This window comes from Mycobacterium sp. SMC-2 (genome assembly GCF_025263485.1).
In the GTDB taxonomy this organism is placed as follows: Bacteria; Actinomycetota; Actinomycetes; order Mycobacteriales; family Mycobacteriaceae; genus Mycobacterium.
The window spans coordinates 1,508,183-1,529,341 of record NZ_CP079863.1 but is presented as its reverse complement, the minus strand read 5'-3'; the positions used below and the strand labels follow the sequence as shown (position 1 = coordinate 1,529,341).

The 21,159-nt window shown below is 69.5% G+C and carries 18 protein-coding genes and 1 tRNA gene; 7 read left to right on the top strand and 12 right to left on the bottom strand.

Features of this window, described 5'->3' with window-relative positions:
- Positions 1-2 precede the first annotated feature (2 nt).
- Complete coding sequence (locus tag KXD96_RS07210; protein WP_260743868.1) at positions 3-770, bottom strand: DUF2249 domain-containing protein; 768 nt, start codon at positions 768-770, stop codon at positions 3-5.
- 88 nt (positions 771-858) lie between these two features.
- Between KXD96_RS07210 and KXD96_RS07205 the strand changes: the two genes are divergently transcribed.
- From KXD96_RS07205 to KXD96_RS07195, 3 genes are read left to right on the top strand one after another with little or no spacing between them, the layout of a single operon-like run.
- On the top strand, positions 859-1,569 hold the full coding sequence (locus tag KXD96_RS07205; protein WP_260743867.1) for a metalloregulator ArsR/SmtB family transcription factor: 711 nt from the start codon (positions 859-861) through the stop codon (positions 1,567-1,569).
- Positions 1,559-2,650: a hypothetical protein gene (locus KXD96_RS07200; protein ID WP_260743866.1), complete on the top strand. Its 1,092-nt coding sequence runs from the start codon at positions 1,559-1,561 to the stop codon at positions 2,648-2,650. Before KXD96_RS07205 ends, KXD96_RS07200 begins: the two co-directional genes overlap by 11 nt.
- On the top strand, positions 2,647-5,223 hold the full coding sequence (locus tag KXD96_RS07195; RefSeq protein ID WP_260743865.1) for a multicopper oxidase domain-containing protein: 2,577 nt from the start codon (positions 2,647-2,649) through the stop codon (positions 5,221-5,223). Before KXD96_RS07200 ends, KXD96_RS07195 begins: the two co-directional genes overlap by 4 nt.
- Here KXD96_RS07195 and KXD96_RS07190 read toward each other — a convergent pair.
- The 5 genes from KXD96_RS07190 to KXD96_RS07170 form a co-directional block, all read right to left on the bottom strand.
- Positions 5,220-5,552 carry a cupin domain-containing protein gene (locus KXD96_RS07190; protein ID WP_260743864.1) on the bottom strand — a complete coding sequence of 111 codons (333 nt, stop codon included), beginning with the start codon at positions 5,550-5,552 and terminating at the stop codon, positions 5,220-5,222. The two genes, KXD96_RS07195 and KXD96_RS07190, sit on opposite strands and share 4 nt — an antisense overlap.
- Positions 5,553-5,702: 150 nt before the next feature.
- Positions 5,703-6,758, bottom strand: coding sequence for an FAD-binding oxidoreductase (locus KXD96_RS07185; protein ID WP_260743863.1), 1,056 nt, complete (start codon positions 6,756-6,758; stop codon positions 5,703-5,705).
- Positions 6,758-8,440: a hydroxylamine reductase gene (hcp, locus tag KXD96_RS07180; protein ID WP_260743862.1), complete on the bottom strand. Its 1,683-nt coding sequence runs from the start codon at positions 8,438-8,440 to the stop codon at positions 6,758-6,760. Before hcp ends, KXD96_RS07185 begins: the two co-directional genes overlap by 1 nt.
- 99 nt (positions 8,441-8,539) lie before the next feature.
- The gene (locus tag KXD96_RS07175) at positions 8,540-9,280 is read right to left on the bottom strand and encodes a Crp/Fnr family transcriptional regulator (RefSeq protein WP_260743861.1); all 741 of its coding nucleotides are present in this window, start codon (positions 9,278-9,280) and stop codon (positions 8,540-8,542) included.
- Positions 9,277-9,660 carry a pyridoxamine 5'-phosphate oxidase family protein gene (locus KXD96_RS07170; RefSeq protein ID WP_260745261.1) on the bottom strand — a complete coding sequence of 128 codons (384 nt, stop codon included), beginning with the start codon at positions 9,658-9,660 and terminating at the stop codon, positions 9,277-9,279. Before KXD96_RS07170 ends, KXD96_RS07175 begins: the two co-directional genes overlap by 4 nt.
- 306 nt (positions 9,661-9,966) lie before the next feature.
- Between KXD96_RS07170 and KXD96_RS07165 the strand changes: the two genes are divergently transcribed.
- Positions 9,967-10,959 carry a cation diffusion facilitator family transporter gene (locus tag KXD96_RS07165; RefSeq protein ID WP_260743860.1) on the top strand — a complete coding sequence of 331 codons (993 nt, stop codon included), beginning with the start codon at positions 9,967-9,969 and terminating at the stop codon, positions 10,957-10,959.
- 9 nt (positions 10,960-10,968) lie between these two features.
- Here the strand turns inward: KXD96_RS07165 and KXD96_RS07160 are convergent, their stop codons facing one another.
- From KXD96_RS07160 to KXD96_RS07140, 5 genes are all read right to left on the bottom strand, one after another.
- On the bottom strand, positions 10,969-12,051 hold the full coding sequence (locus KXD96_RS07160) for a PDR/VanB family oxidoreductase (protein ID WP_260743859.1): 1,083 nt from the start codon (positions 12,049-12,051) through the stop codon (positions 10,969-10,971).
- Positions 12,052-12,055: 4 nt separating this feature from the next.
- Entirely contained in the window at positions 12,056-12,961 is a 906-nt protein-coding gene (locus KXD96_RS07155; protein ID WP_260743858.1) for an alpha/beta fold hydrolase, read from the bottom strand.
- A 19-nt stretch (positions 12,962-12,980) separates the two neighbouring features.
- A complete protein-coding gene (locus KXD96_RS07150; protein ID WP_260743857.1) occupies positions 12,981-13,889 on the bottom strand; it encodes a metal-dependent hydrolase in 909 nt (302 codons plus the stop codon).
- Between the two features lie 19 nt (positions 13,890-13,908).
- Positions 13,909-17,148 carry a thioester reductase domain-containing protein gene (locus KXD96_RS07145; RefSeq protein WP_260743856.1) on the bottom strand — a complete coding sequence of 1,080 codons (3,240 nt, stop codon included), beginning with the start codon at positions 17,146-17,148 and terminating at the stop codon, positions 13,909-13,911.
- 391 nt (positions 17,149-17,539) lie between these two features.
- Positions 17,540-18,526 (bottom strand): diacylglycerol kinase family protein, encoded by a 987-nt coding sequence (locus KXD96_RS07140; protein WP_260743855.1) that lies wholly within the window; start codon positions 18,524-18,526, stop codon positions 17,540-17,542.
- 90 nt (positions 18,527-18,616) lie between these two features.
- Here KXD96_RS07140 and KXD96_RS07135 point away from each other — a divergent pair, with 90 nt between their 5' ends.
- Both KXD96_RS07135 and KXD96_RS07130 read left to right on the top strand, forming a co-directional pair.
- Complete coding sequence (locus tag KXD96_RS07135) at positions 18,617-19,486, top strand: oxidoreductase (RefSeq protein ID WP_260743854.1); 870 nt, start codon at positions 18,617-18,619, stop codon at positions 19,484-19,486.
- Between the two features lie 46 nt (positions 19,487-19,532).
- Positions 19,533-20,453: a DMT family transporter gene (locus KXD96_RS07130; RefSeq protein ID WP_260743853.1), complete on the top strand. Its 921-nt coding sequence runs from the start codon at positions 19,533-19,535 to the stop codon at positions 20,451-20,453.
- 7 nt (positions 20,454-20,460) lie between these two features.
- Here the strand turns inward: KXD96_RS07130 and KXD96_RS07125 are convergent.
- Positions 20,461-20,544 (bottom strand) — tRNA-Tyr (locus KXD96_RS07125).
- A 69-nt stretch (positions 20,545-20,613) separates the two neighbouring features.
- On the opposite strand from KXD96_RS07125, the gene KXD96_RS07120 reads away from it, so the two are divergent.
- Positions 20,614-21,105 carry a YajQ family cyclic di-GMP-binding protein gene (locus KXD96_RS07120; RefSeq protein ID WP_260743852.1) on the top strand — a complete coding sequence of 164 codons (492 nt, stop codon included), beginning with the start codon at positions 20,614-20,616 and terminating at the stop codon, positions 21,103-21,105.
- The last annotated feature ends 54 nt before the right edge of the window (positions 21,106-21,159 follow it).

Below are 21,159 nucleotides of genomic sequence, written 5' to 3'. Positions count from 1 at the left end.
GCCTACCACTTGGTCAGCCGCAGCCGCCACGCCTCCGGCCCACGCTGCTCGTAGTCCACGCCGATCCCGCCCGCAGCGCGTTGGTCGAGTTGGCGCAGCAGGGGAACCGGATCGTGCGGCGCCACCAGCACCAGGGCGCCGCCCACCGGAACGGCGTCGAACGCGCCGAACACGGTGGCGTGCCGGATCGAGTGCGGCACGTCGCGGACGTCGAGCACGGGATCGTCGGTATCGGTTTCGCCGCAGCCGCAGCTGTGCGCCGGCTCGGCACCGGTCGTGGCGTGGTGGTGGCCGAGGAGTTCGTGCATGCCGTGGGTCACCTCGACGAGGGAAACCTCGGGGTCGGCGGCCACGATCGGGAGGATCCGCTCGTTCTCGTCGGTGAGGTGCGCGTCGAACAGCACCCGCAGGGCGTGGCCGGACGCGGCCGCCCGCAGCGGCGGCTCGATGCGGATGCGCTCGACGAGTGAGCCGATGATGCGGTGCACCGCGACCATCGCTTCGACCAGGGGCCGCGCGCGCTCGGTGCGGGCGGCGGCCGGGTACAGGCGCTCCTCTTCGGCGGTGGCGTGCGGCAGCAGCTCGCCGGTCAGGAAGGCCAGGGCGCCTTGTCGCGCCGGCTCGAAGTCCGCACCGCGCTCGACCGCCCACAGCATCGCGTCGGTGAGGACCGCAAGCCGCCCGGCGAGCTGCGCGTGATGACTCTTGATGGCGTCGACCGCCTCGGCGTCCGCGGCTGTGGACGCGACGATCACATCGTTGGCTGGCATGTTGGGTTCCCTCTCGGCGCGCTGTGCTGACGCGAATGTGACTCATTTCCCTATGTGCGTCGCCTTCCAATTTACTACAGTTATTTCCGTGAAAAAAGATCTGGCGGTGTTCGGCCCCGAACCGGCGCCGACACTCGGGGTCCCGGTGCCGCTGTCCGGGCAGCGGCTGCGGGTGCTGGAGTACGTGCGGGCACACTCCCCCGTCCGGGTCGCCGACGCCGCCACCGGTCTCGACCTGCACCCCAATACCGTCCGCGAACACCTCGACGCGGTCGTCGACCTCGGGCTTGTCGAGCGCTCCACCGCGGCCGCCCTCGGACGCGGGCGGCCGGCCACGGTGTATCGGGCGTCGGCCGCCGACCCCGCCGTGGCGATTCGGGACTACGCGGGCCTGGCGACCGCGCTGGCCGGTCACCTCGCGCGCACCAGCGCGCACCCCGAGCGCGACGCGCGGGCCGCCGGCATCGAGTGGGGCCGCGAACTGATCGACGAACACAGCCAAGCCGGCGGCGATCCGCGGCAGTCCGTACTCGAGGCGCTGACGCGCCTCGGCTTCGCACCGGACGACGAGCCGGAGACGCCGGGCGCCCACCGGGGCATCGCCCTGCGGTTCTGCCCCTTGCTCGACGCGGCCCGCCGCTATCCCACCGTCGTCTGTCAGGTCCACCTCGGCATCGTCGAGGGCATGCTCGAGCGACTCGGCGCCCACAGCGTCGGGGGACTCGATCTCATTCCGTTCGCCGAACCCGGTGCCTGCCGGCTGTTCCTGCCCGATCCCGTTGTGCGACATGATGACTGACCGCCGAATCCCGCCCCGGGCACTGCTGCTGGTGCCCGGTGGGTTCGCGCTGCTGGCCGGGCTAGACGCCGCTCTGGTGCTGCTCGGGCTGCCCGCGCCGATCGTCACCACCCGGTTGACCGAGGTGCACGGCATCCTGCTGGTGCTCGGCTTCGTCGGCACGCTGGTCGCGCTGGAACGGGCCGTGGCCGCGCATCGGTGGTGGGCCTACCTGAGCCCGGTGTGCCTCGGCACCGGCGCGGTGGTACTGGTCACCGCGGCACCGGAAAACCTCGGCGGGCTGCTGCTGCTCGCGGGGTCCGCGCTACTGGTTGCGGTGTACGTGCCGCTGTGGCGGCGAACCGCCGACGTGGCGGTGGTGGTCCAGGTCGCCGGCGCCGTGCTGGCCACCGGCGCGGCGCTGCTGTGGGTGGGCGGCGTTCCGATCCCCGACCTGTTGCCCTGGCTGTCGGGTTTCTTGATCCTCACGATCGCCGGGGAGCGCCTCGAGCTCGCCCGCGTGGCGATGCTCGGCACCCGGGCCGAGGCGCTGCTGGTTGCCGTGGCGGTGGCGATGGTCGCGGGCACCGTCGCCGCGCTGTTGTGGCCGATGGCCGGGTACCCGCTGCTGGGCGCGGCGCTGTTGGCGCTCGTCGTGTGGCTGGGCCGGTTCGACGTCGCGCGCCGCACCGTGCGCGCGACGGGACTGACCCGCTACATGGCGGTGTGCCTGGCCGCCGGTTACGGGTGGTTGCTGCTACCGGCGTTGACCTGGTTGCTGGCCGGCCGGGTCCGTTCCGGCGGTGGCTACGACGCGGTGGTGCACGCCGTGATGCTGGGGTTCGTGCTGTCGATGATCATGGCGCACGCGCCCGTGATCCTGCCGGCCGTGCTGCGCCGCCCGCTGCCCTATACCCGTTTCATGTATGGCCCGGTGGCGCTGTTGCACCTGTCGCTGCTGCTGCGGCTGGCGGTCGGCGACGCGCACGGCGTCCACTGGGCACTGCAGGCGGGTGGCGTGCTGAACATCGTTGCCGTGCTCGGATTCATCGCTGTCGCAGGCTATTCCGCGACGCGGGCGGAGAGCCGGGTGCCGGCATGAACCGCTCGGGATGGCACCTGCGCGCCGGGGCGGTCGTGTTCGCCTGGCTCGCCGCACTCGCCGCGGTGGCGGTCGCGCACCGCTTCGTTCCGCTGTCCGGCTGGCTGCTGATCCATCTGCTGGGGCTGGGCGCGGCCGGCAACGCGATCCTGATCTGGAGCCGGCATTTCGCCGATGCGCTGTTGCGCCGGCCGCCGGACCCGGCGCGAACCGCGGAAGTGGCGCGCATCGCGGCGTTCAACGCCGGCGCCGTCACGGTGGTCGCCGGCATGCTCGGCCGGTGGTGGCCGGTCGTGCTGGCCGGCGGTGTCGTCGTCGGCGTCGCCGCCCTGGCACACGGGGCGAGCCTGCTGCGTCAGCTGCGCACCGCGTTGCCGGCCCGATTCGGCGTCACCGTGCGCTACTACGTCGCCGCGACGGTGTGCCTGGCGATCGGCGCGGGACTCGGGGTGGCGATGGCGAATCGGGCGCTGCCCGGCGGGGACCACGAGCGGTTGGTCGTCGCGCACGCCGCGCTGAACCTGTTCGGCTGGGTGGGACTGACCGTGCTCGGCACGCTGGTCACGCTGTGGCCGACGATGTTGCGCACCCGGATGGCCGACGGGGTCGAGGTGGCCGCTCGCCGCGGCCTGCCGGCGCTGCTGGCCGCCCTGGCGGTGGCCACCGGCGGCGCGGTGGCGGGGTCACCACCGGTCGCCGGCGCGGGCGCCCTCGGCTACCTCGCCGCCGCCGGGTTGGTCCTGCGTCCGCACGTCGATGAGGTTCGCCGCAAGCGGCCGGGCGACTTCGCGACCTTGTCGGTGCTGGCGGGTGTGGCCTGGCTGATCGGATCGCTGGCCTACGCCGCAGTCGCACTGGCGCTTTCGCCGACCTGGCCGGCGGCGGTGGCGGCGGCCGGCGACCTCACCGCAGCCCTGCTGGCGGGATTCCTGGTACAGGTGCTGCTCGGGTCGCTCACCTACCTGACCCCCGTCGTGCTGGGCGGGCGCGCCGCCGCCCTGACGGCCGGCACCGAACTGGAGCGCGGCGCTCCGTGGCGGCTGACCGTCGCCAACGCCGGCCTGCTGCTGTGTGTCCTGCCCACGCCCAGCCTGGTGCGGGTCGGCGCGTCGATGCTGGTTCTGGTGTCCTACGCGGCCTTCCTGCCGCTGCTGGTTCGGGCGGTGTGGCGGGCGCGCCGGGAGCGCGGCACTGGTCCGGGGCAACCGCAGCCGGCCCCGCCGCGGCGACGGCTCGGCACCGCCGCCGCCGGGCTCGGGGTCGTCGTGCTGGCGGCCGCGGCCGGGGTGGCCGCCGACCCCGCCTCGGCCGGCATCGGCACCTCGCCGCGGGTGGCCGTGGCCGCGACCGGGCACACCACGGAGGTGTCGGTCCGCATCCGGGGCATGCGCTTCCTGCCGGACACGGTCGAGGTTCCGGCCGGGGACCGGCTGCGGATCACCCTCGCCAACACCGGCACCGACCAGCACGACCTCGTGCTGTCCAACGGCACCCGCACGGGCCGCACGCCGCCGGGCCAGACGGCGGTCCTCGATGCCGGGGTGATCGGCTCGGACCTCGACGGCTGGTGCGCGGTGGCCGGACACCGGCAGATGGGCATGACGTTTTCGGTCCGGGTGACCGGCGCGCCCATGCCCGCAATGCATCCGGATCACCACGGTTCGGCCCCCGTCGCGACGATCCCGCCAGGCGACATCGCCCGCAGCCTGGGCGCCGACCCGGCGCCGGGATTCGCGCCGCGTGACGCCACGCTGCCGCCTGCAACGGCCGATCACCGGATAACCCTGCCGGTGAGCGAGATCCAACGGGAGGTCTCCCCCGGGATCACCCAGCGGCTGTGGACATTCGGCGGCACCGCACCCGGGCCCACCTTGCGGGGCAAGGTCGGTGACGTCTTCGAGATCACCCTCGTCAACGACGGCAGCACCGGGCATTCGATCGACTTTCACGCCGGGGCGCTGGCCCCCGACGCGCCGATGCGCACCATCCAACCCGGCGAGCGCCTGGTGTACCGGTTCACCGCGACGCGAGCGGGCATCTGGCTCTACCACTGCTCGACGATGCCGATGTCCCTGCACATCGCCAACGGCATGTTCGGGGCGGTGATCATCGACCCGCCGGACCTGCCGCGCGTCGACCGTGAGTATCTGATCGTGCAGTCGGAGATGTACCTCGGGGCGCCGGGTGGCTCGGCCGACGCGGACAAGGTCGCCGCCGACAAGCCCGACCTGGTGGTGTTCAACGGCTACGCCCGGCAGTACGACCACGCGCCGCTGGCCGCTCGGGTCGGCGAGCGGGTCCGCATCTGGGTGCTCGCCGCCGGACCGAATCGGGGCACCTCGTTCCACGTCGTCGGTGGTCAGTTCGACACCGTGTGGTCCGAGGGCGACTACCGACTTGGCGGCAAGGGGGACCAGGGTGCCGGCGGCGCCCAGACGCTCGGCCTGTTCGCGGCCCACGGCGGATTCGTCGAACTGACCTTCCCCCAGCCGGGCCGATACCCGTTCGTGTCACACGCGATGGTCGACGCCGAGCGCGGCGCGCACGGCATCATCGAGGTGGCCGGGCGTTAACCGCTTTTGGCGACGGTCAACAGGACGACGGAGTCTTCGACGGCGTGCAGGCCATGCCGGCTGGGCGGGATCACCAGGTGGTCGCCCGGCGTCCCGTCCCAGCTCGTCTCGGAGGCCGTCAACCGGACGCGCCCCTGCAACACCTGCAAGGTGGCCTCGCCGGGGCTGTCGTGGTCGGAGAGCGCCGTTCCGGCCGTCAAGGCGACCATGGTCTGCCGCAGGGTGTGTTCATGGCCCCCGTAGACCGTGTGTGCACTTCGGCCGCTGGCGGCCCGGTGGGCGGCCGCCAACTGCTGGCGAGCAAGAGCGACGAGCGAGATCTTTTCCATCTGGCTACCCCTTCCTCGCCAAAGCATAGGACGCGCCGCAACACCACTGCGATGGAGGCAACGGCCGCACCAGAACGCCCGGCAACCGATGGCCCCCGGCATCAGCGAAACCAATTCCCGCGCAAGTCGTTCCGCGGGGCTCCGATGATCTCAGGCAGTGCTCGAATAGCGCTCGGCACGGATCTGTTCGCGAGGCACGCCGGCCGCGGTCAGCGCGGCGTAGGCCGCCTCGATCATGGGCGGCGGTCCGCACACGTAGACATCGGGGCTTTCGTCGAGCAGTCCTACTTCGGCCGCCGCGAGATCCACGGGATTGCCCGTGGCGCCGGTCCACCGCGGATCCGGTTCCCACACCATGGTGTCGGCCCGAAAGTCGGGTATCGACCCGGCGAGTTCGGCGAGCTCGTCCTGGCCGAAAACCTCCGTGTGACGGGTGATCCCGAAGAACAGCCGGGCGCGCTGCGGGTCGCCCCACTCGGCCATTCGGCGCAGCATCGACAGCAACGGCGACAATCCCGTCCCGCCGCCGAGGAACCAGCGGGGCCGCAGGCCGTTCTCGGCCAGCGTGAACGATCCCTGCGGGCCGGAGACGGTGAGCACGTCGCCGACGGCCGCGTTCTCGGTGAGGTATTGCGACATCAGGCCGCCGGGCAACAGCCGGATGTAGAACTCCAGCTCCCCGTCCCAGTTCGCGACGTTGGCCGGCGAGTAGGCGCGTCGGGCATCGCCGCCCGGGACGGTGATCCGCACGAACTGGCCCGAATCGAAGTCCGCGGACGAGCCGTCCAGCTCGACCTTCAGATGCATCACTTCCTCGGCGACCAGCGTCAAGCCGGTGACCCGGGCCTGTTGCTGTGTCGGCGGCGCGGTGACGACCTGGCTACGGTCGTAGGGCAGCTCGATGCGGCAGTCGCTGCGAGGCACGCTGCAGCACAACAGGATTCCACCCTGGCTCTCGGGTACTTCGACGACGTCCGGATCGTGCTTGCCCATGTCCACCTGTCCGCCGGAGAGCACGGCCGAGCATGCCCCGCACCCACCGGTCTGACAGGTCGACTTCAGCACCATGCCCGCCTGTTCGGCAGCGGCGAGCACGGTGGTCTGCGAATCGCACGAGATCCTCGACTCCTGGCCATCCTTGGTGACCAGGACGACCTCGTGGCCCGACAACTCGGTGTCGGCGGGCAGCGCGATGGTCTCGGTCATCAGGCACCCGCCATCGCGTCGGCCAGGTCCTGCGCGGCATCGCCGATCGGTTTGAGCGCGAACCGCTCGACGAGGATGTCGACCACGGCGGGGCTCAGGAATGCCGGCAGGGTCGGTCCGAGCCGAATGTTGCGGATCCCCAGTGACAGCAGCGTCAGTAGCACCGCTGCGGCCTTCTGCTCGAACCAGGAGACGAACATGCTAAGCGGCAGGTCGTTGACCCCGCAATCGAACGCGTTCGCCAGCGCCAACGCGATCTGCACGGCCGAGTAGCTGTCGTTGCACTGGCCGACATCGAGCAGGCGGGGGATGCCGGCGATGTCACCGAACTCGTGGGTGTTGAACCGGTACTTGTTGCAGCCGAGCGTGAGCAGCACCGTGTCGTCGGGCGCCTGGTCGGCGACGTCGGCGTAGTAGTTGCGTCCCGGTGCGGCGCCGTCGCATCCCCCGATGAGCAGGAAGCGTTTGATCGCACCGTCTTTGACGGCCTGGATCACGGTGTCGGCCACCGACAACACCGCGTCGCGCCCGAATCCGGTGGTGATGGTTTCCGACGGCACCTCGGTGCTGAATCCGGGCAGGGACCGCGCGGCCTTGATGACCAGGGAAACGTCAGCGACATCGAGGTGGCGGATGCCCGGCCAGCCCACCGGCCCCGTGGTGAAGATGCGGTTGCGATAGGCCGGCTGCGGCTCGATCAGGCAGTTGGACGTCATCACGATCGGGCCGGGGAAGGCGGTGAAGTCGCGCTGTTGATCCTGCCAGGCGCCGCCGTAGTTGCCGGCGAGGTGACGGTAGGCGTGCAGCCCGGGATACCCGTGGGCGGGCAGCATTTCGCCATGGGTGTAGACGTTGATCCCGGTGCCCTCGGTGGCCTCCAGGATCTTCTGCAGGTCGTGTAGGTCGTGGCCCGACACCAGGATGGCCTTGCCGACAACGGGAGTGATCCGCACCGGCGTGGGCACGGGGCTACCGAAGCTGCCCGTGTTGGCCGCGTCGAGCAGCTCCATCACCTCGAGGTTCAGCGAACCCAGCTCGAGCGCGTGGCCAAGCAGGTCGTCGGCGTCGCTGGGTGCGCCGGCCAGGAACGCCAGTGCGGATTCGATGCCCGCGTCGGTGTCGTCGGTGCGGTAGCCCAGGGCGTGAGCGTGGTACGCATACGCGCAAACCCCTTTGAGGCCATAAAGATTGAGGTTCCGCAGGCCGACCACGTCCGGGCCGAGCAGGTCCAGGCCGGCGTCCACACCTACGGCGACGCCTTGGGCGACCACCTCCGCGACCGTGGTCGCCGGAACGAACCGGGCGGGGCCGCAGAGGTTTTCGGGTTCGATGCCCGCGGCCCGGGCCGCCGTCTCGTAGGCTGCCTTCGCCTGGTCGCGCATGTCGAGGGCGGCGGAGATCAGGGCCATGAATCGGGTGGGGTTGAAGTTGACGTTCGTCAGCGTGGTGAACAGGTCGAAGCTGGCGTGCGCGGCGAATCGCGGGTCGGCCGCTCCGAGCCGGCGGGCTTCCTGCGCGTATTGTCCGATGCCCAAATTGATGTGGACGAGCACGTCCTGCAGCGCCGCGGTGCTGGCGTCCTTGCCGCAGTTGCCCTTCGTGCTCGCGCACCCGAAGGCCAGCAGATTCGGGCGGTCAGGCGAATCGGTGCGATCGGTCTGTTCGCACTGGTAGCAAAACATTGAGTCTCCTCCGGCGGCGGTGAGCAAGTGACGCGCTCACGCTACGAACCGGCGGAGACGAGGGGTTTGACCTAGATCAAGTCCCGGCTGTGGGTGTGATCACAACGTCGAGACGCTGCGGGCATAGGCATCCAACGCCGCGACATCGGGAATCTGCACCACCGCGCCGTCCGCGCGGATCAGCCCCTTGTCGGTGAGGGCGCGCATGGCACGGGAGAAGGTCTCCGGCGTCATCCCCAACCGTGACGCCAGCACCTGCTTGAGCGCGGGCAATTCGATGCTGGTCGCGGGTTCCTCGGCGCTCGCATCGTTTTCGCCGGCACCGGCTCCCCCGCCCACGTTGTAGGTGCCCGCGCCCACCGCCCCCAGAATGTAGGCCACGATCCGCTGCGTCGCGGATTGCAGGGACAGCATGGCGATGTCCTGGATCTTGCTTTGCAGCCGTCGCGCCATCGACGCCAGCATGATCCGCGCCATCGCCGGGTCCTCCTCGAGGACCCGATCGACCGCCTCGGCGGGGACGAATACCAATTGGGTGTCGGCAAGTGCGGTGGCATCCACCGGGTAGGGCTCGCGCACGAACATCACGGCATGGCCGAAAGCGCCTCCCGGCCTAATGATTTCGACAACCTTCAGGACGCCCTCCGAATTGGAGACGGAAAGCTGCATGAGGCCCTCGTGCACCAGGTAGAACCCGGTCGACGGTGTTCCTTTGCGGAACAGCACCTGCCCCGCGGGCAGGAAGATGTCACGGCTCTGGTCAGCCAGGAAGTCGACGTGGGCGGCGTTCAGCCCGTCGAACATGGGGGCCAGCGCAATGTCCTGGCGCAGGCGGGTCACAACCGCGCGTCGTCGATGATCCGGACGCCGGTGACCATTTCGGGCTGGATCGCGATGATCGTGTCCATCGTCATGTTCACCCACGGCTGCAGCACCCGCTCGTAGCGCGCGATTTCCGCGGGGTCGGTGATCGTGGTCGCCCAGCCGGTCACCACCACACTCCAGCCGGTCCGCCGCTGGGCATCGAGGTCGTCGGCCTCGTACGCCACCACGACACCGGCCTCGCTGCTCTGTCGCACCACCGAGGAGACCGTGGCGGCCAGGCGGGTGCGCACGATGACGCGGCCCCCGTCGACGAGGTGGTTGACCACGCGGATGGCCGGCAATGCCCGGTGGTTGAACACCACCCGCCCGTGGTCGACGCTGGCCAGCAAGCGCATGGCTTCGTCGTGATCGAGTTCGACCACCTCGCGGGCGAGGACGGCGCCGCCGCCCTGGCCGCTCACGCCGTACCGCCTGCGTTGATCGATTCGGGCGCACACATCACAGCGCGGTCTCCCTTTCTTCCCACGTCTCGGCACTTACTTCTGGCGACGCGGTAGCTTGTCTCACCGCCGCCGCTCCCAATAGGGCCGAACGTCACTACCCCGGTGTGGCGCGCGTCACTGGCACAAAGCCACGCTCGCGCGGGCCGGTCCACTGACCTATTATCTGCGTATGCATGCAGGTATGCGGGCAGCGCCGAGATGAGCGTGGCCGGTGGGCACGACCACGACCGCCACGACGGGCATGAGCATCCCCATGGAATTCGCGGCATCGCGGGCCAGCTGCTCCCGCACAGCCACGACGCCGCCGACAGCGTCGACACCGCCCTGGAATCCAGTGCCATCGGCATCCGGGCGGTCAAGCTCAGCCTCATCGGCCTGGCCGCGACGGCGGCCGTGCAGGTGGTCATCGCCGCCGTGTCCGGATCGATCGCGCTGGCCGCCGACACCATTCACAACTTCTCGGACGCGCTGACCGCGGCCCCGCTCTGGATCGCGTTCTCGGTCGGCCGACGCCCGGCGACCCGGCGCTACACCTACGGCTATGGGCGGGTCGAGGACATCGCCGGTCTGTTCGTCATCGGCGTGATCGCCCTGTCGGCGATCGTCGCCGGCTACGAAGCCGCGCTGCGGCTCATCCACCCCATCGCCGTCGAGCACGTCGGCTGGGTTGCCGCGGCCGGCGTCGTCGGCTTCCTCGGTAACGAGGGCGTCGCAAGCTACCGGATCCGGGTCGGCCGCCGGATAGGCTCCGCCGCGCTCGTCGCCGACGGCCTGCACGCGCGAACTGACGGATTCACCTCGCTGGCCGTGCTTTTCGGAGCCATCGGCGTCGCCCTCGGCTACCCGATCGCGGACCCGGTGGTCGGCATGACCATCACGGTGGCGATCGTGGCGGTGCTGTACCGCGCCGTGCGCGATATCTTCCGCCGGCTCATGGATGCGGTGGACCCCGAGCTCGTCGACACCGCCGAGGCATGCCTTGCCGCCCGGCCCGGTGTCCGCAGCGTGCGGAGCATCCGGATGCGCTGGATAGGGCACCAGCTGCACGCCGACGCGGAACTCGACATCGATCCCGACACCAGCCTCGAGGACGCCCACCGAATCGCCCATGACGCCGAACACGAACTGACGCACGCGGTGCCGAGGCTCAACAGCGCACTCGTGCACGCCTACCCGGCGCACGACAACTGAGGGGCCATTTCAGGCGTCGATCACCAGGCGATCGCCTTTCGCCCGCGACACGCAGACCAGTATTTCGCCGTCGCCCTCCGCGGTGCGGCCGCGCCGATCGACTTGGCCCGCAAGTACTTTCACCTTGCAGGTGCCGCAGAAACCCTGCTGGCACGAGTACGCGGTCGTCGGGTCGCCGTCGAGCATGACGTCCAGCGCCGACCGGTTCGCCGGCACGGCGAGCACGCGCCGCGAACGCGCGAGTTCCAGCTCGAACGGGACACCGTCGACGACGGGCGGCGGGCCGAACCGTTCGTAATGCAGCGGCGCGTCGGCGTGTTGGTCGCGCACCGCCCGCACCGATTCGAGCATCGCGGAAGGGCCGCACACGTAGACGGCCGTCGTCGGCCCGGCATCCGCGAGCAGTTCCGCGGCGGTGGGGATGCGGCCGCGCTCGTCGTCGGCCCACACGGTGACCCGGTCCGGCGCCACCGCCAGCAACTCGTCCAGCAGCGGCATGTACTCCCGGCTGCGGCCGGCATACACGGCACGCCAATCCATTCCGTGCTGCTGGGCGAGCCGGACCATGGGCAGGATCGGTGTCACGCCGATGCCGCCGATCACGAACAGCACCTCGCGCTCGTCGGTGACGAGATAGAACGCGTTGCGGGGGCCTTCGAACTCGATCGTGTCACCCACGTCGAAGGTGTCGTGCATTTCGATCGAGCCGCCGCCACCGTCGGCGATCCGGCGCACCGCGATGCGGTAGTCGGCGCGCCGCCCGGGGGGACCGCACAGCGAGTACTGGCGGCGGCGGCCCGAGGCCAGCCGAATGTCGATGTGCGCCCCGGGGGTCCAGACCGGCAGCAATCCGCCTTGCGGGTCGGCGAGCGTCAGCGCGACCACGTCGGGCGTGAGAACTTCGCGCTTGGTGACCACCGCGCTGTTGGTCCGCCGCACGGGCACCACCCGCGACGGGCTCCATCGCGACGCCGAAGCGAAACCCCCGAACAGGGTGCCCACCCCCCACAACGCCGTGTAGAGGCGGTCGTGCTTGCGCCGGCCGTACAGGTCGGCGGGCCTGCTACTCCAAATCGTCGCTGCCACAGCCAATGTCCTACACCTGCCGGATGCCGGTGACCTGGTCGACCCACTCGGCCGTGAGCTGGGCGATGACCTCGGGATGGGAGGACACCACCCAGTGCCCGCCGTCGATCTCGACGACCCGCCCGTTGGGCGGTATCGCCCCGGTGAACCGCTGCAGGGGCGGCGACACGAAATAATCCTTGCGCGCGACCAGGACCTGCACGGGAACTTTGGTCTGCGGCAACTTTTTCCCGGGCGCCAGGAACGGCGCCGGCATGTTGGCGCGGTACAGGTTGAGCCCGTTGAGGTAGTCGCGCGCCGACCGGGTGGTCGCCGCGCGCCGCCGGCCGCCGCCTCGGGGCCGCCCGATGAGTTCGACCGCGGCAAAGACCGTCACGCTGACGCGGGACCAGATCGCCAGCTCCGGTATCCCCGGGCACAGGAAGAACCAGATGTACGACGACGCCAAAGCCTGCTTGAGCACGTCGAATACGCCGCGGGGTGAGCGGGCGGACCGCAGGAACCTGCCCGCGTAGTTCAGGTGGGGACCGGAGATCGACGTGAACGAGGCGACCCTATCCATGACCGCGTCGTCGGTGACCGCGGCCCACGCCTGGATGGAACCCCAGTCGTGCGCCAGCAGGTGGATCTCGTTCACCCCGAGGCTGTCGATCACCGCGTCGATGTCCGAAATCAGTTGCGGCAGACGGTATCCCGAGCGCCGCGCCGGCTTGGACGAATCACCAGAGCCGCGAACGTCGTAGGCCACGAAGTTGTAGCGGCCGCTCAGCGCGTCGGCAACGCCGTCCCACACGTGGTGGTTGTCCGGGTAGCCGTGGATCGCCAAGATCGTCGGGCGCCCTCGGTCGATCTCCGAGCGGGCATGGACGGCCAGCGATACGCCGTCAGAGGCGATTACGTTGGTGGACCGAGTCATTCGCGCATACCCCCGGAACTCAGTGTGCCGCGCGGGCGGCGGGTGATCGGGCCAGGTAGTCGACCGCGCGGCCCACCCCGCCCAGTTTTGAGGGGTGGAAGCTCGGCGTGTAGTAGGCGCCGACGACCCGCAGGAACTGGAAGGGCCCGGGCACCAGGCCCCGCCGCGCGGCGCTGAAGTAGTCGCGCCAGCGCGGTTTGGTGCCCGGCGGTAAGTGCGGGTCGACCGAGTACATGAAGCGCACGCCGCGGATGAACAACCACAGCAGCGCCGGCGTCACGAGCAGCTGGGTGCGCACCTGGCGCCAGTACCCGGCGCGCAGGTGCTTCATGGTGTCGAACGCGACCGCCTTGTGTTCGACCTCCTCCGCGCCGTGCCAGCGCAGCAGGTCCAGCATGGTCGGGTCGGTGCCGAACGCGTCGTGTTGCGGGGTGTCGAGGATCCACTCGCCGAGGATGGCGGTGTAGTGCTCGAGGGCGGCCACCATCGACACCCGTTCGAGCAGCCAGCTCTGCCGTCGCCGCCGGCCCCACCGCGGCCGGTCCCCGATGAGTGGGGAGAACAGCCAGGCCATCTGGTCGGTGAACGGCGTGACGTCGACGCCCTTGGCCGCGAAGTGGTGCAGCACCCCCGAATGCGCCTGGGAGTGCATGGCCTCCTGACTGATGAAACCCTGCACGTCCAGCCGCAGCTGGTCGTCCCTGATCAGGGGCAAGGCGTTCTTGAACGCCTCGACGATGAACTCCTCGCCGGCCGGCAGCAGCAGGTGCAGCACGTTGCAGAAGTGGGTGGTGAAGGGCTCGTCGGGCACGTAGTAGAACGGCAGCCGCGCCCAGTCGAAGTCGACGTCACGCGCCTGCAGGACGATCCGCTCATGGTCGAGCGAGGCGTCATGCGGACCCGTCGCCTGGTCGTCGACGGTGAACATGTGGGACCCCCTCGGGTGGTTAGGCGCTGCGGTGCGCCTCGGCCTCAGCCTCGGTGATCAGGCGCTCACTGCGCAAGAACCGGACGAGATTCTCGACCGTTTCCGTGAGCGCCGGCTCACGAAGGCGCACCGCGGCCAGCGCGCGCGCACGTTGGTAGTGGGTGTTGCCGTAGCGCTTGTCCCGCATCGCCGCGATCTTGCCCGCCGATCGGGTGAGGAAATCGACCAGCGGGTAGACCGGGTCCCGCGTCGTGCACCGGCGGTTCATCTCGGCGGCGAACGATCCGATGTCGTGGTAGACGAAGCGGTAGCCGTAACGCTCGGACAGGATGCGGGTGATGTCGGTCAGGTTGTAGTAGTCGTCGGCGGTCATGTTGAAGACCGTGCCAGCCTCGGCGGGCAGGTCCAGCAGCGCCACGATGTGGTCGGCGATCAGGTCCGCCGGCAGCAGGCTGAGCTGGTTGAGCGCGTTGGCGGCGATGCCGTGCTCGATCATGAACGCCACGGTGCGCACCAGGATGTCGTCCTGGCTGCCGAAGCCCGCGCCGGTCGGTGAGATCAGCGACGGCCGGAAGATGCGCACGTCGAGCCCCTGCCGCTGGGCGGCGAAGGCCAGCTGCTCGGCGACCCACTTGGTCTGCGAGTAGCCGAAGTCCAGGGCGTTCATCTCCAGGTTGGCGTCGGCCTCCCCGACCACCGGCTTGACGCTCCACCCGTAGATGAAGGTGCTGGACACCAGGTGGAAGGCCTTGCGGTGCGCGGTCATGGCCAGGCGCAGCAGCTGGTGCGTCCCGATCACGTTGGCGGGCCGCAGGGCGTCGTAGGTCCTGACGTAGTTGACCAGGGCGCCATTGTGGACGATGGCGTCGACGCTCTCGGCCAACCGCCGGAAACCCGCCTCGCCGAGGCCCAGCTGGGGCTCGGCGAGGTCACCGCAGACCACCCGCACCCGCTCGCGGACCTCGGCTTCTAGAGCCCGGGACCACAGCCGGGCCTTGCGCAGCGACGCGACGATCCGGTCCAGCCCGTGCGCTTCGTCCGTGGCGCGGATCAGCGTGTGGACGGTGAACGACGTCCGCTCCAGCAGGCCGGCGACCAGGAACGGCCCCAGGAACCCGGTCGCGCCCGTCAGCAGGATGTCGGTCGGCGCGCCGGGCCGCGCCGGGGGCAGCGCGGGCAGGGGAAGCCGTGCGTCGGCGCGCATCCGCGCGGTTTCGTAGGCCTCGTAGTCGGCCGAAATCTGGTCCAGCGCCTGACGCAGCGCGTCCAGCGGCCGCCCGGACCCCGCACCGAATTGCCGGATGAGCCGGAAGAATTCGGCCACCGTCAGCCGCTGCAGCAGCCGCGTGTTGACCTCCTCGGCCAGCTCCCCGGCGCCATGCTCTTCCAGCAGGCCCTGCAGGTCGGCGCGCAGCTCGGCCAGCGCCAGGGAGTCGATGCCCAGATCCGCGAAGGAGCAGTCCTCCTGCCCCGTGAGGTCGTAGCTCTCGATCAGGTTGCGGAACCGGTCCAGCGGGCCGAGGTTCGCGTCCGCCCGGTCGTGCGGCTGATGCGCGTAGGTCGACAGCACGGGCAGCTTGCCCTCCCGCCAGAGCTGGCGCGTGGCGGAGCGCCTGATCTTCCCCGAGGTGGTCTTGGGAATGCTGTGCGGCGGTACGAACGCGATGGCGTGCGGGTCGATGTGGCCGTGCCGGCGGATGGCGCGCGCCAATGCCTTGCCGTCCGGCAGCGCCTGCTCGTCGCGGACCTCGGCCACCACTGTCAGCCCCTCCCGGTCGTCGTGCTCCACCGCGAAGGCGGCGACGCAGCCGCCGCGGACCTGCGGGGCCGACCGCTCCACGATGCCCTCGATGTCCGAGGGATAGCAGTTCACGCCGCGCACGATGATCAGGTCCTTGCTGCGGCCGCAGACGAACAGCTCGCCCTCGTACAGGAAGCCGAGGTCGCCCGTTCGCAGGTAGGTGTGCTCGGTGTCGCCGGGGATGCGGGCGGCGAAGGCCTCCGCCGTCAGCCCGGGGCGGTTCCAGTACCCGCCGCCCTTGGACGGCCCGTCCAGCCAGACCTCGCCGACCCGGCCCTCCCCGAGCGCCTGCCCGGATTGCGGGTCGACGATGCGGACCACGTTGCCGTCGATGGGCTTGCCGCAGCTCACCACCGGGGCCTGGTTGCTGTTCTCGGGCTGGGCCTTCTCGACCCGCGCGAGATTCTTCTCCAGCGCACGCTTGTTCAGCGCCAGGGTCTGACGCCCGCGCAACGACACGATCAGGGTGTTTTCGGCCATGCCGTACGCGCCGGTGAGCGCGTTGGGCTCCAGGCCGTAGGGGGCGAAACGCCGCCGGAAGCGCGCGAACGTGCTGGCGCGCAACGGTTCCGCGCCGACGACGATGTTCTGCAGGCTGCTCAGGTCGAGCCCGGCCAGCTCGGACGTGGGCAGCTTGTCCTCGCGCAGGCAGAGCTCGAGGGCGAAGTTCGGCACCGGCGTGTGGGTGGCGCGCACGTCGCTGATGAGCCGCAGCCAGGCCGACGGCCGCTTCAGGAAGTCCAGCGGCGACATCGCGTGCGTGGTCCCGCCCACCAGCAGGATGAACAGGTAGGCGGAGATCAGGCCCATGTCATGGTGTTGCGGGAGCCAGCTGACCAGCACCTCACCACCCGTGAACGCCGAGGCGTTGGCGATCACGTTGGCGTGGCTGACCACGACGCCCTTGGGGTCGCTGGTGGAGCCGGAGGTGTATTGCAGGAAGAGCACCGGTCCGGGCGTATCGGGGACGGGGGCGCCGCCGAATTCCTGCGTGCCGTCGGTTGCGTACCAGGGCAGCTCCGGGGGGCGCTGGGCGTCCGGCCAGGGCGACCCGCCGTCGAGGTGGTTGAGCAGCAGGCGGTAGTCGTACTCGAACTGCTTGGTCGACAGCACGGCCTTGGCCTGGCAGTCCCGCGCGATGAAGCCCAGTTTCGCCAGCCCCGACTCGAACGACATGGGCAGCGGCGGGCTGACCGGCACGGCGATCACGCCGATGCGGGCGCAGGCGTAGAACGCCGCGACCATTTCGAGGCCGGGCGGGTAGATCAGCAGCGCGCGATCGCCCGCACGCAGTCCGGCCTCGGCCGACAGGTAGGCGGCCAGCTCGCGCGTCCGCTCGGAGAAACTCCGGTAGGTGTAGTGCTCCAGTTCGCGGCCGCCGTCGTCGACGAAGCGAAAGAGGGTCTTGTCCGGTGTCCGGGCTTCCCGCATGTGCAGATGATCAATCAGCGTCTCCATCGCCGGAGGCACCCCCTCTTCATTCAATTGATAAGCCCAATGTAACGCCGCCAATGGATTCCAGGCAAAGCGCGGAAGGCAATTTTGGGCACTCCACATTAATTTCACAGCTTGGGTGGAAACTACTTCGCCCGTTGCTTGGTGATCTGTCCGCAATTACTGATTTCAGTAACGATGCTGCGCGCTTAAACAGTGCTTTTAGTGATTGCCCGAGTCCGTAAAGGCGCGGATACTGATTTCCGTATTTGCGCGAATTCTGAATTGTTGACTATAAATGGGACGCCATTCCCGCGTCATTTCATCGCCGCACCGCAAAGGGATATCCGGAAAGGCGGTGAGGGCGCTTCCGGGGTCACGCTCACGGGGAGTGCTGATCTACTGAGATGCGGAGTCAGCCGGTCTGGGCGACGCGGATGCGCGGGCCCGCCCGGGCCACGAGCCGGGTGATACCAACGAACCGTTCGCCGTCGATGATCGGCGAGAGCGGCTCCCCTTCGGCCTCGATGGTCATTTCGCGTCCGTTGACGTCGCGCACCCGGCGACCGCGGAGGGTGCCGTTGGTCAGCGCCGCGGGAAGCTGCGCGACGATGCTCGACGGTCTTACCTCGCCGGCCTGGAAATGCAGCGCGCCGGGATTTTCGGCCTTCGGGAAAAGCCGGAACGGCCCACCGATCCGCAGGTCGATTGCGCCGGCGTGCAGCAGCCGGTGCGTGCGCGTCGGAACCTCTTCGCCGTCGATGACCACCCGCGCGCGCGTCGGCGCGAACAGCACGGACGCGTAATTGGAGTCTTGCGAGCGGCCGACCTTGGCGGCCAGGTAGTCGCGGAACGAGCGGCCGATCACGCGGGCGACCTCCCCGCGGCCATGGTCGGGCTTTCCGTAGTACATGTCGTAGAACCGGTTGCCGACGCCCCCGGCGGCCAGGCCGAAGCACAGGCGATGGAAAGCGGCGCCGTCGGCGGTTTCGCCGTCGAGTTGCAAGGTGTCGAGGCGTATCTCGCTCGGGAGGCGGTCGTTCTCCGCGGCGGCCGCCAGTGCGCGGATGATGGCGTCGGGCCGCCCGCGCACCCGAGCCTTGCGGGCGACGGCGTTGACGCTGCCCCCGTTTGTCGGCACGAATGTCGGCCACCGTTCGGGATCGCTTTCGCACCGCTCGATCTCGTTGATCAACCAGTGCAGCGCGCCGTCGCCGCCGTCGCCGACGAGGTGAGTGACCCGCGGACGGAGCCGGTCCACGGTCTTTCCAAGGTCCTCGATCGAGGCGGTTTCGCACACCTCGCCCCAGGGGCCGACGATGCGGCGCAACTCGGTGACGCGGTCACCGCGCGCACCGCGATTCCTGCGCGCGAGCGGATTGACGATGACCCCTAGATACATCCGTGACGCTCAGGTGACGTTCCGCCGGCCATCCCACGCACGATACCTGCGGCGTTCTGGTGGGCGAGATCACGTAGTTAGGGTGGCTGAATGGCTGGTTGGACCGCAGCAGACCTGCCCTCCTTCGCCGGACGCACCGTCGTGGTCACCGGGGCCAACGCCGGACTGGGCGAGGCCACCGCCCGCGAACTGGCGCGGGTCGGTGCCCGCGTCGTTCTGGCCGTGCGCAACACGGAGAAGGGCAAGGCCGCCGCCGAACGGATGACCGGCGACGTCGAGGTGCGCCAACTGGACCTGCAGGACCTGGGCTCGGTGCGGCGCTTCGCCGACGAGATGGCCGCCGTCGACGTGCTGGTAAACAACGCCGGCATCATGGCCACCAAACATGCGGTGACCGCCGACGGCTTCGAGGGCCAGATCGGCACCAACCACCTCGGCCACTTCGCGCTGACCAACCTGCTGCTGCCCAGGCTCACCGACCGGGTGGTGACGGTCTCCTCGCTGATGCACCACTTCGGCTACATCAGCCGCAAAGACCTGAATTGGCGGTCCCGGCCGTATTCGGCGTGGCTGGCCTACAGCCAGTCGAAGCTGGCCAACCTGCTGTTCACCAGCGAACTGCAACGGCGCCTCGAGACCGCCGGTTCTTCGCTGCGCGCGCTGGCCGCCCATCCCGGCTGGTCGCACACGAACCTGCAGGGCAACTCGGGCCGCAGATGGGGCGACGCGGCGGTACTGGCCGTCGACCGCATCGTCTCCACCGACGCCGACTTCGGCGCCAGGCAGACGCTGTACGCGGTGTCGCAGGATCTGCCGGGCGACACCTTCGTCGGCCCACGATTCGGTCTGTACGGCCGCACCCAGCCGACGTGGCGCAACTGGCCGGCCAAGCGGGCAAGCACCGCACAGGCGCTGTGGGACCTTTCCGAGCAACTCACCGGCACCGAGTTCCCGCTCTAGATTGGTGAGCAACCAGTGACGCGCGTTCGGCGCGAGGAGGTCACCCATGTCGAGCACTGATGTGGCGGCGGTCCTTGCGCTCTGCGCCGCGCTGGCGTCGGCGATCGGCAACGTGGTGCGCCAGCGATCCGCACAGGAGGTCACCGACAAACCGGTCGGGCACCTGGCGCTGTTCGGCATGCTGTTGCGCGATAGGCGTTGGTGGATGGGCGGTCTCGGGGACATCGCCAGCTACGTCTTGCTGGCCGCCGCCCTGGACAGGGGTTCGGTCCTGCTGGTGATGTCGCTGCAGGTGACCGCGCTGCTGTTCGCCCTGCCGATCTACGCGCGGATGAGCCGCCACCCGGTGACCCGCGGGGAGTGGCTGTGGGCGGTGCTGTTGACCACGGCGTTGGTGGTCGTCATCGCGGTCGGCGACCCCGCCGGCGGCCGGCAGCGCGCGCCGGCCGAGGTGTGGCTGATCGTGGCCGTCGTGATGGGCCCGCCCCTGCTGCTCGGATTGCTGGGCGCCCGGGTCTGGTCGGACCGCCCGGTGGCCGCGCTGCTGCTCGCGGCGGTGGCCGGCTCGTTGCTGGCGGTGTTCGCGGTGCTGATGAAGGGCGTCGTCGACATCCTGGAGCGCAACCCTGCAGAACTGTGGCGCTCCCCGGAGTTGTACGGCTGGGTCTTCTGCGCGGCGGCCGGGATGATCTTCCATCAATCGGCGTACCGCGCCGGCGCGTTGACCGCCTCGTTGCCGACGATCATCGCCGCCAAGCCCATCGTGGGCGCGGTCCTCGGGATCACCGTGCTGGGCGAGACGCTGGACGCCCACGGCGCGGATTGGATTGTGCTGGCGGTGGCCGCGGTGTTGGTGATCGTCGCGACGGTGGGCCTGGCCCGCGGCGAGGCCGCGACCGTGTCGGCGGGCGCGGGGCGTGATGTCAGAATCGGCGACGGGCCGAAACCGGTGAAGCCTGCGCTCTGACGAAGATTGGTGGCAGGTACAGGATTCGAACCTGTGAAGCTTTCGCGACGGATTTACAGTCCGCTCCCATTGGCCGCTCGGGCAACCTGCCGCCAGACAGGTTACAACGAGGGGGTAGACAAAGCACAAACGGCCATCACCGGATGAAGGGACGTATCGAATGGCGGACTCATCGTTCGACATCGTCAGCAAAGTCGAGCGCCAAGAGGTCGACAACGCGCTCAACCAGGCCGCCAAGGAGCTGGCCACCCGCTTCGACTTCCGCGGCACCGACACCACCATCGCGTGGAAGGGCGACGAGGCTATCGAGCTGACGTCGTCCACCGAGGAACGCGTCAAGGCGGCCGTCGAGGTCTTCAAGGAGAAGCTGATCCGTCGCGACATCTCGATGAAGGCGTTCGACGCCGGCGAGCCACAGGCGTCCGGCAAGACCTACAAGGTCAGCGGCACCATCAAGCAGGGCATCAGCAGCGAGAACGCCAAGAAGATCACCAAGCTGATCCGCGACGAGGGACCCAAGAGCGTCAAGACGCAGATCCAGGGCGACGAGATCCGCGTCACCAGCAAAAAGCGCGACGACCTGCAGGCCGTCCAAGCGCTGCTCAAGCAGGCCGACCTGGACGTCGCGCTGCAGTTCGTCAATTACCGGTAGCCCGCGGCCGCGAGCGTAACCCCACTGCGAAATCGCACTCGTTTTTTCGCAACC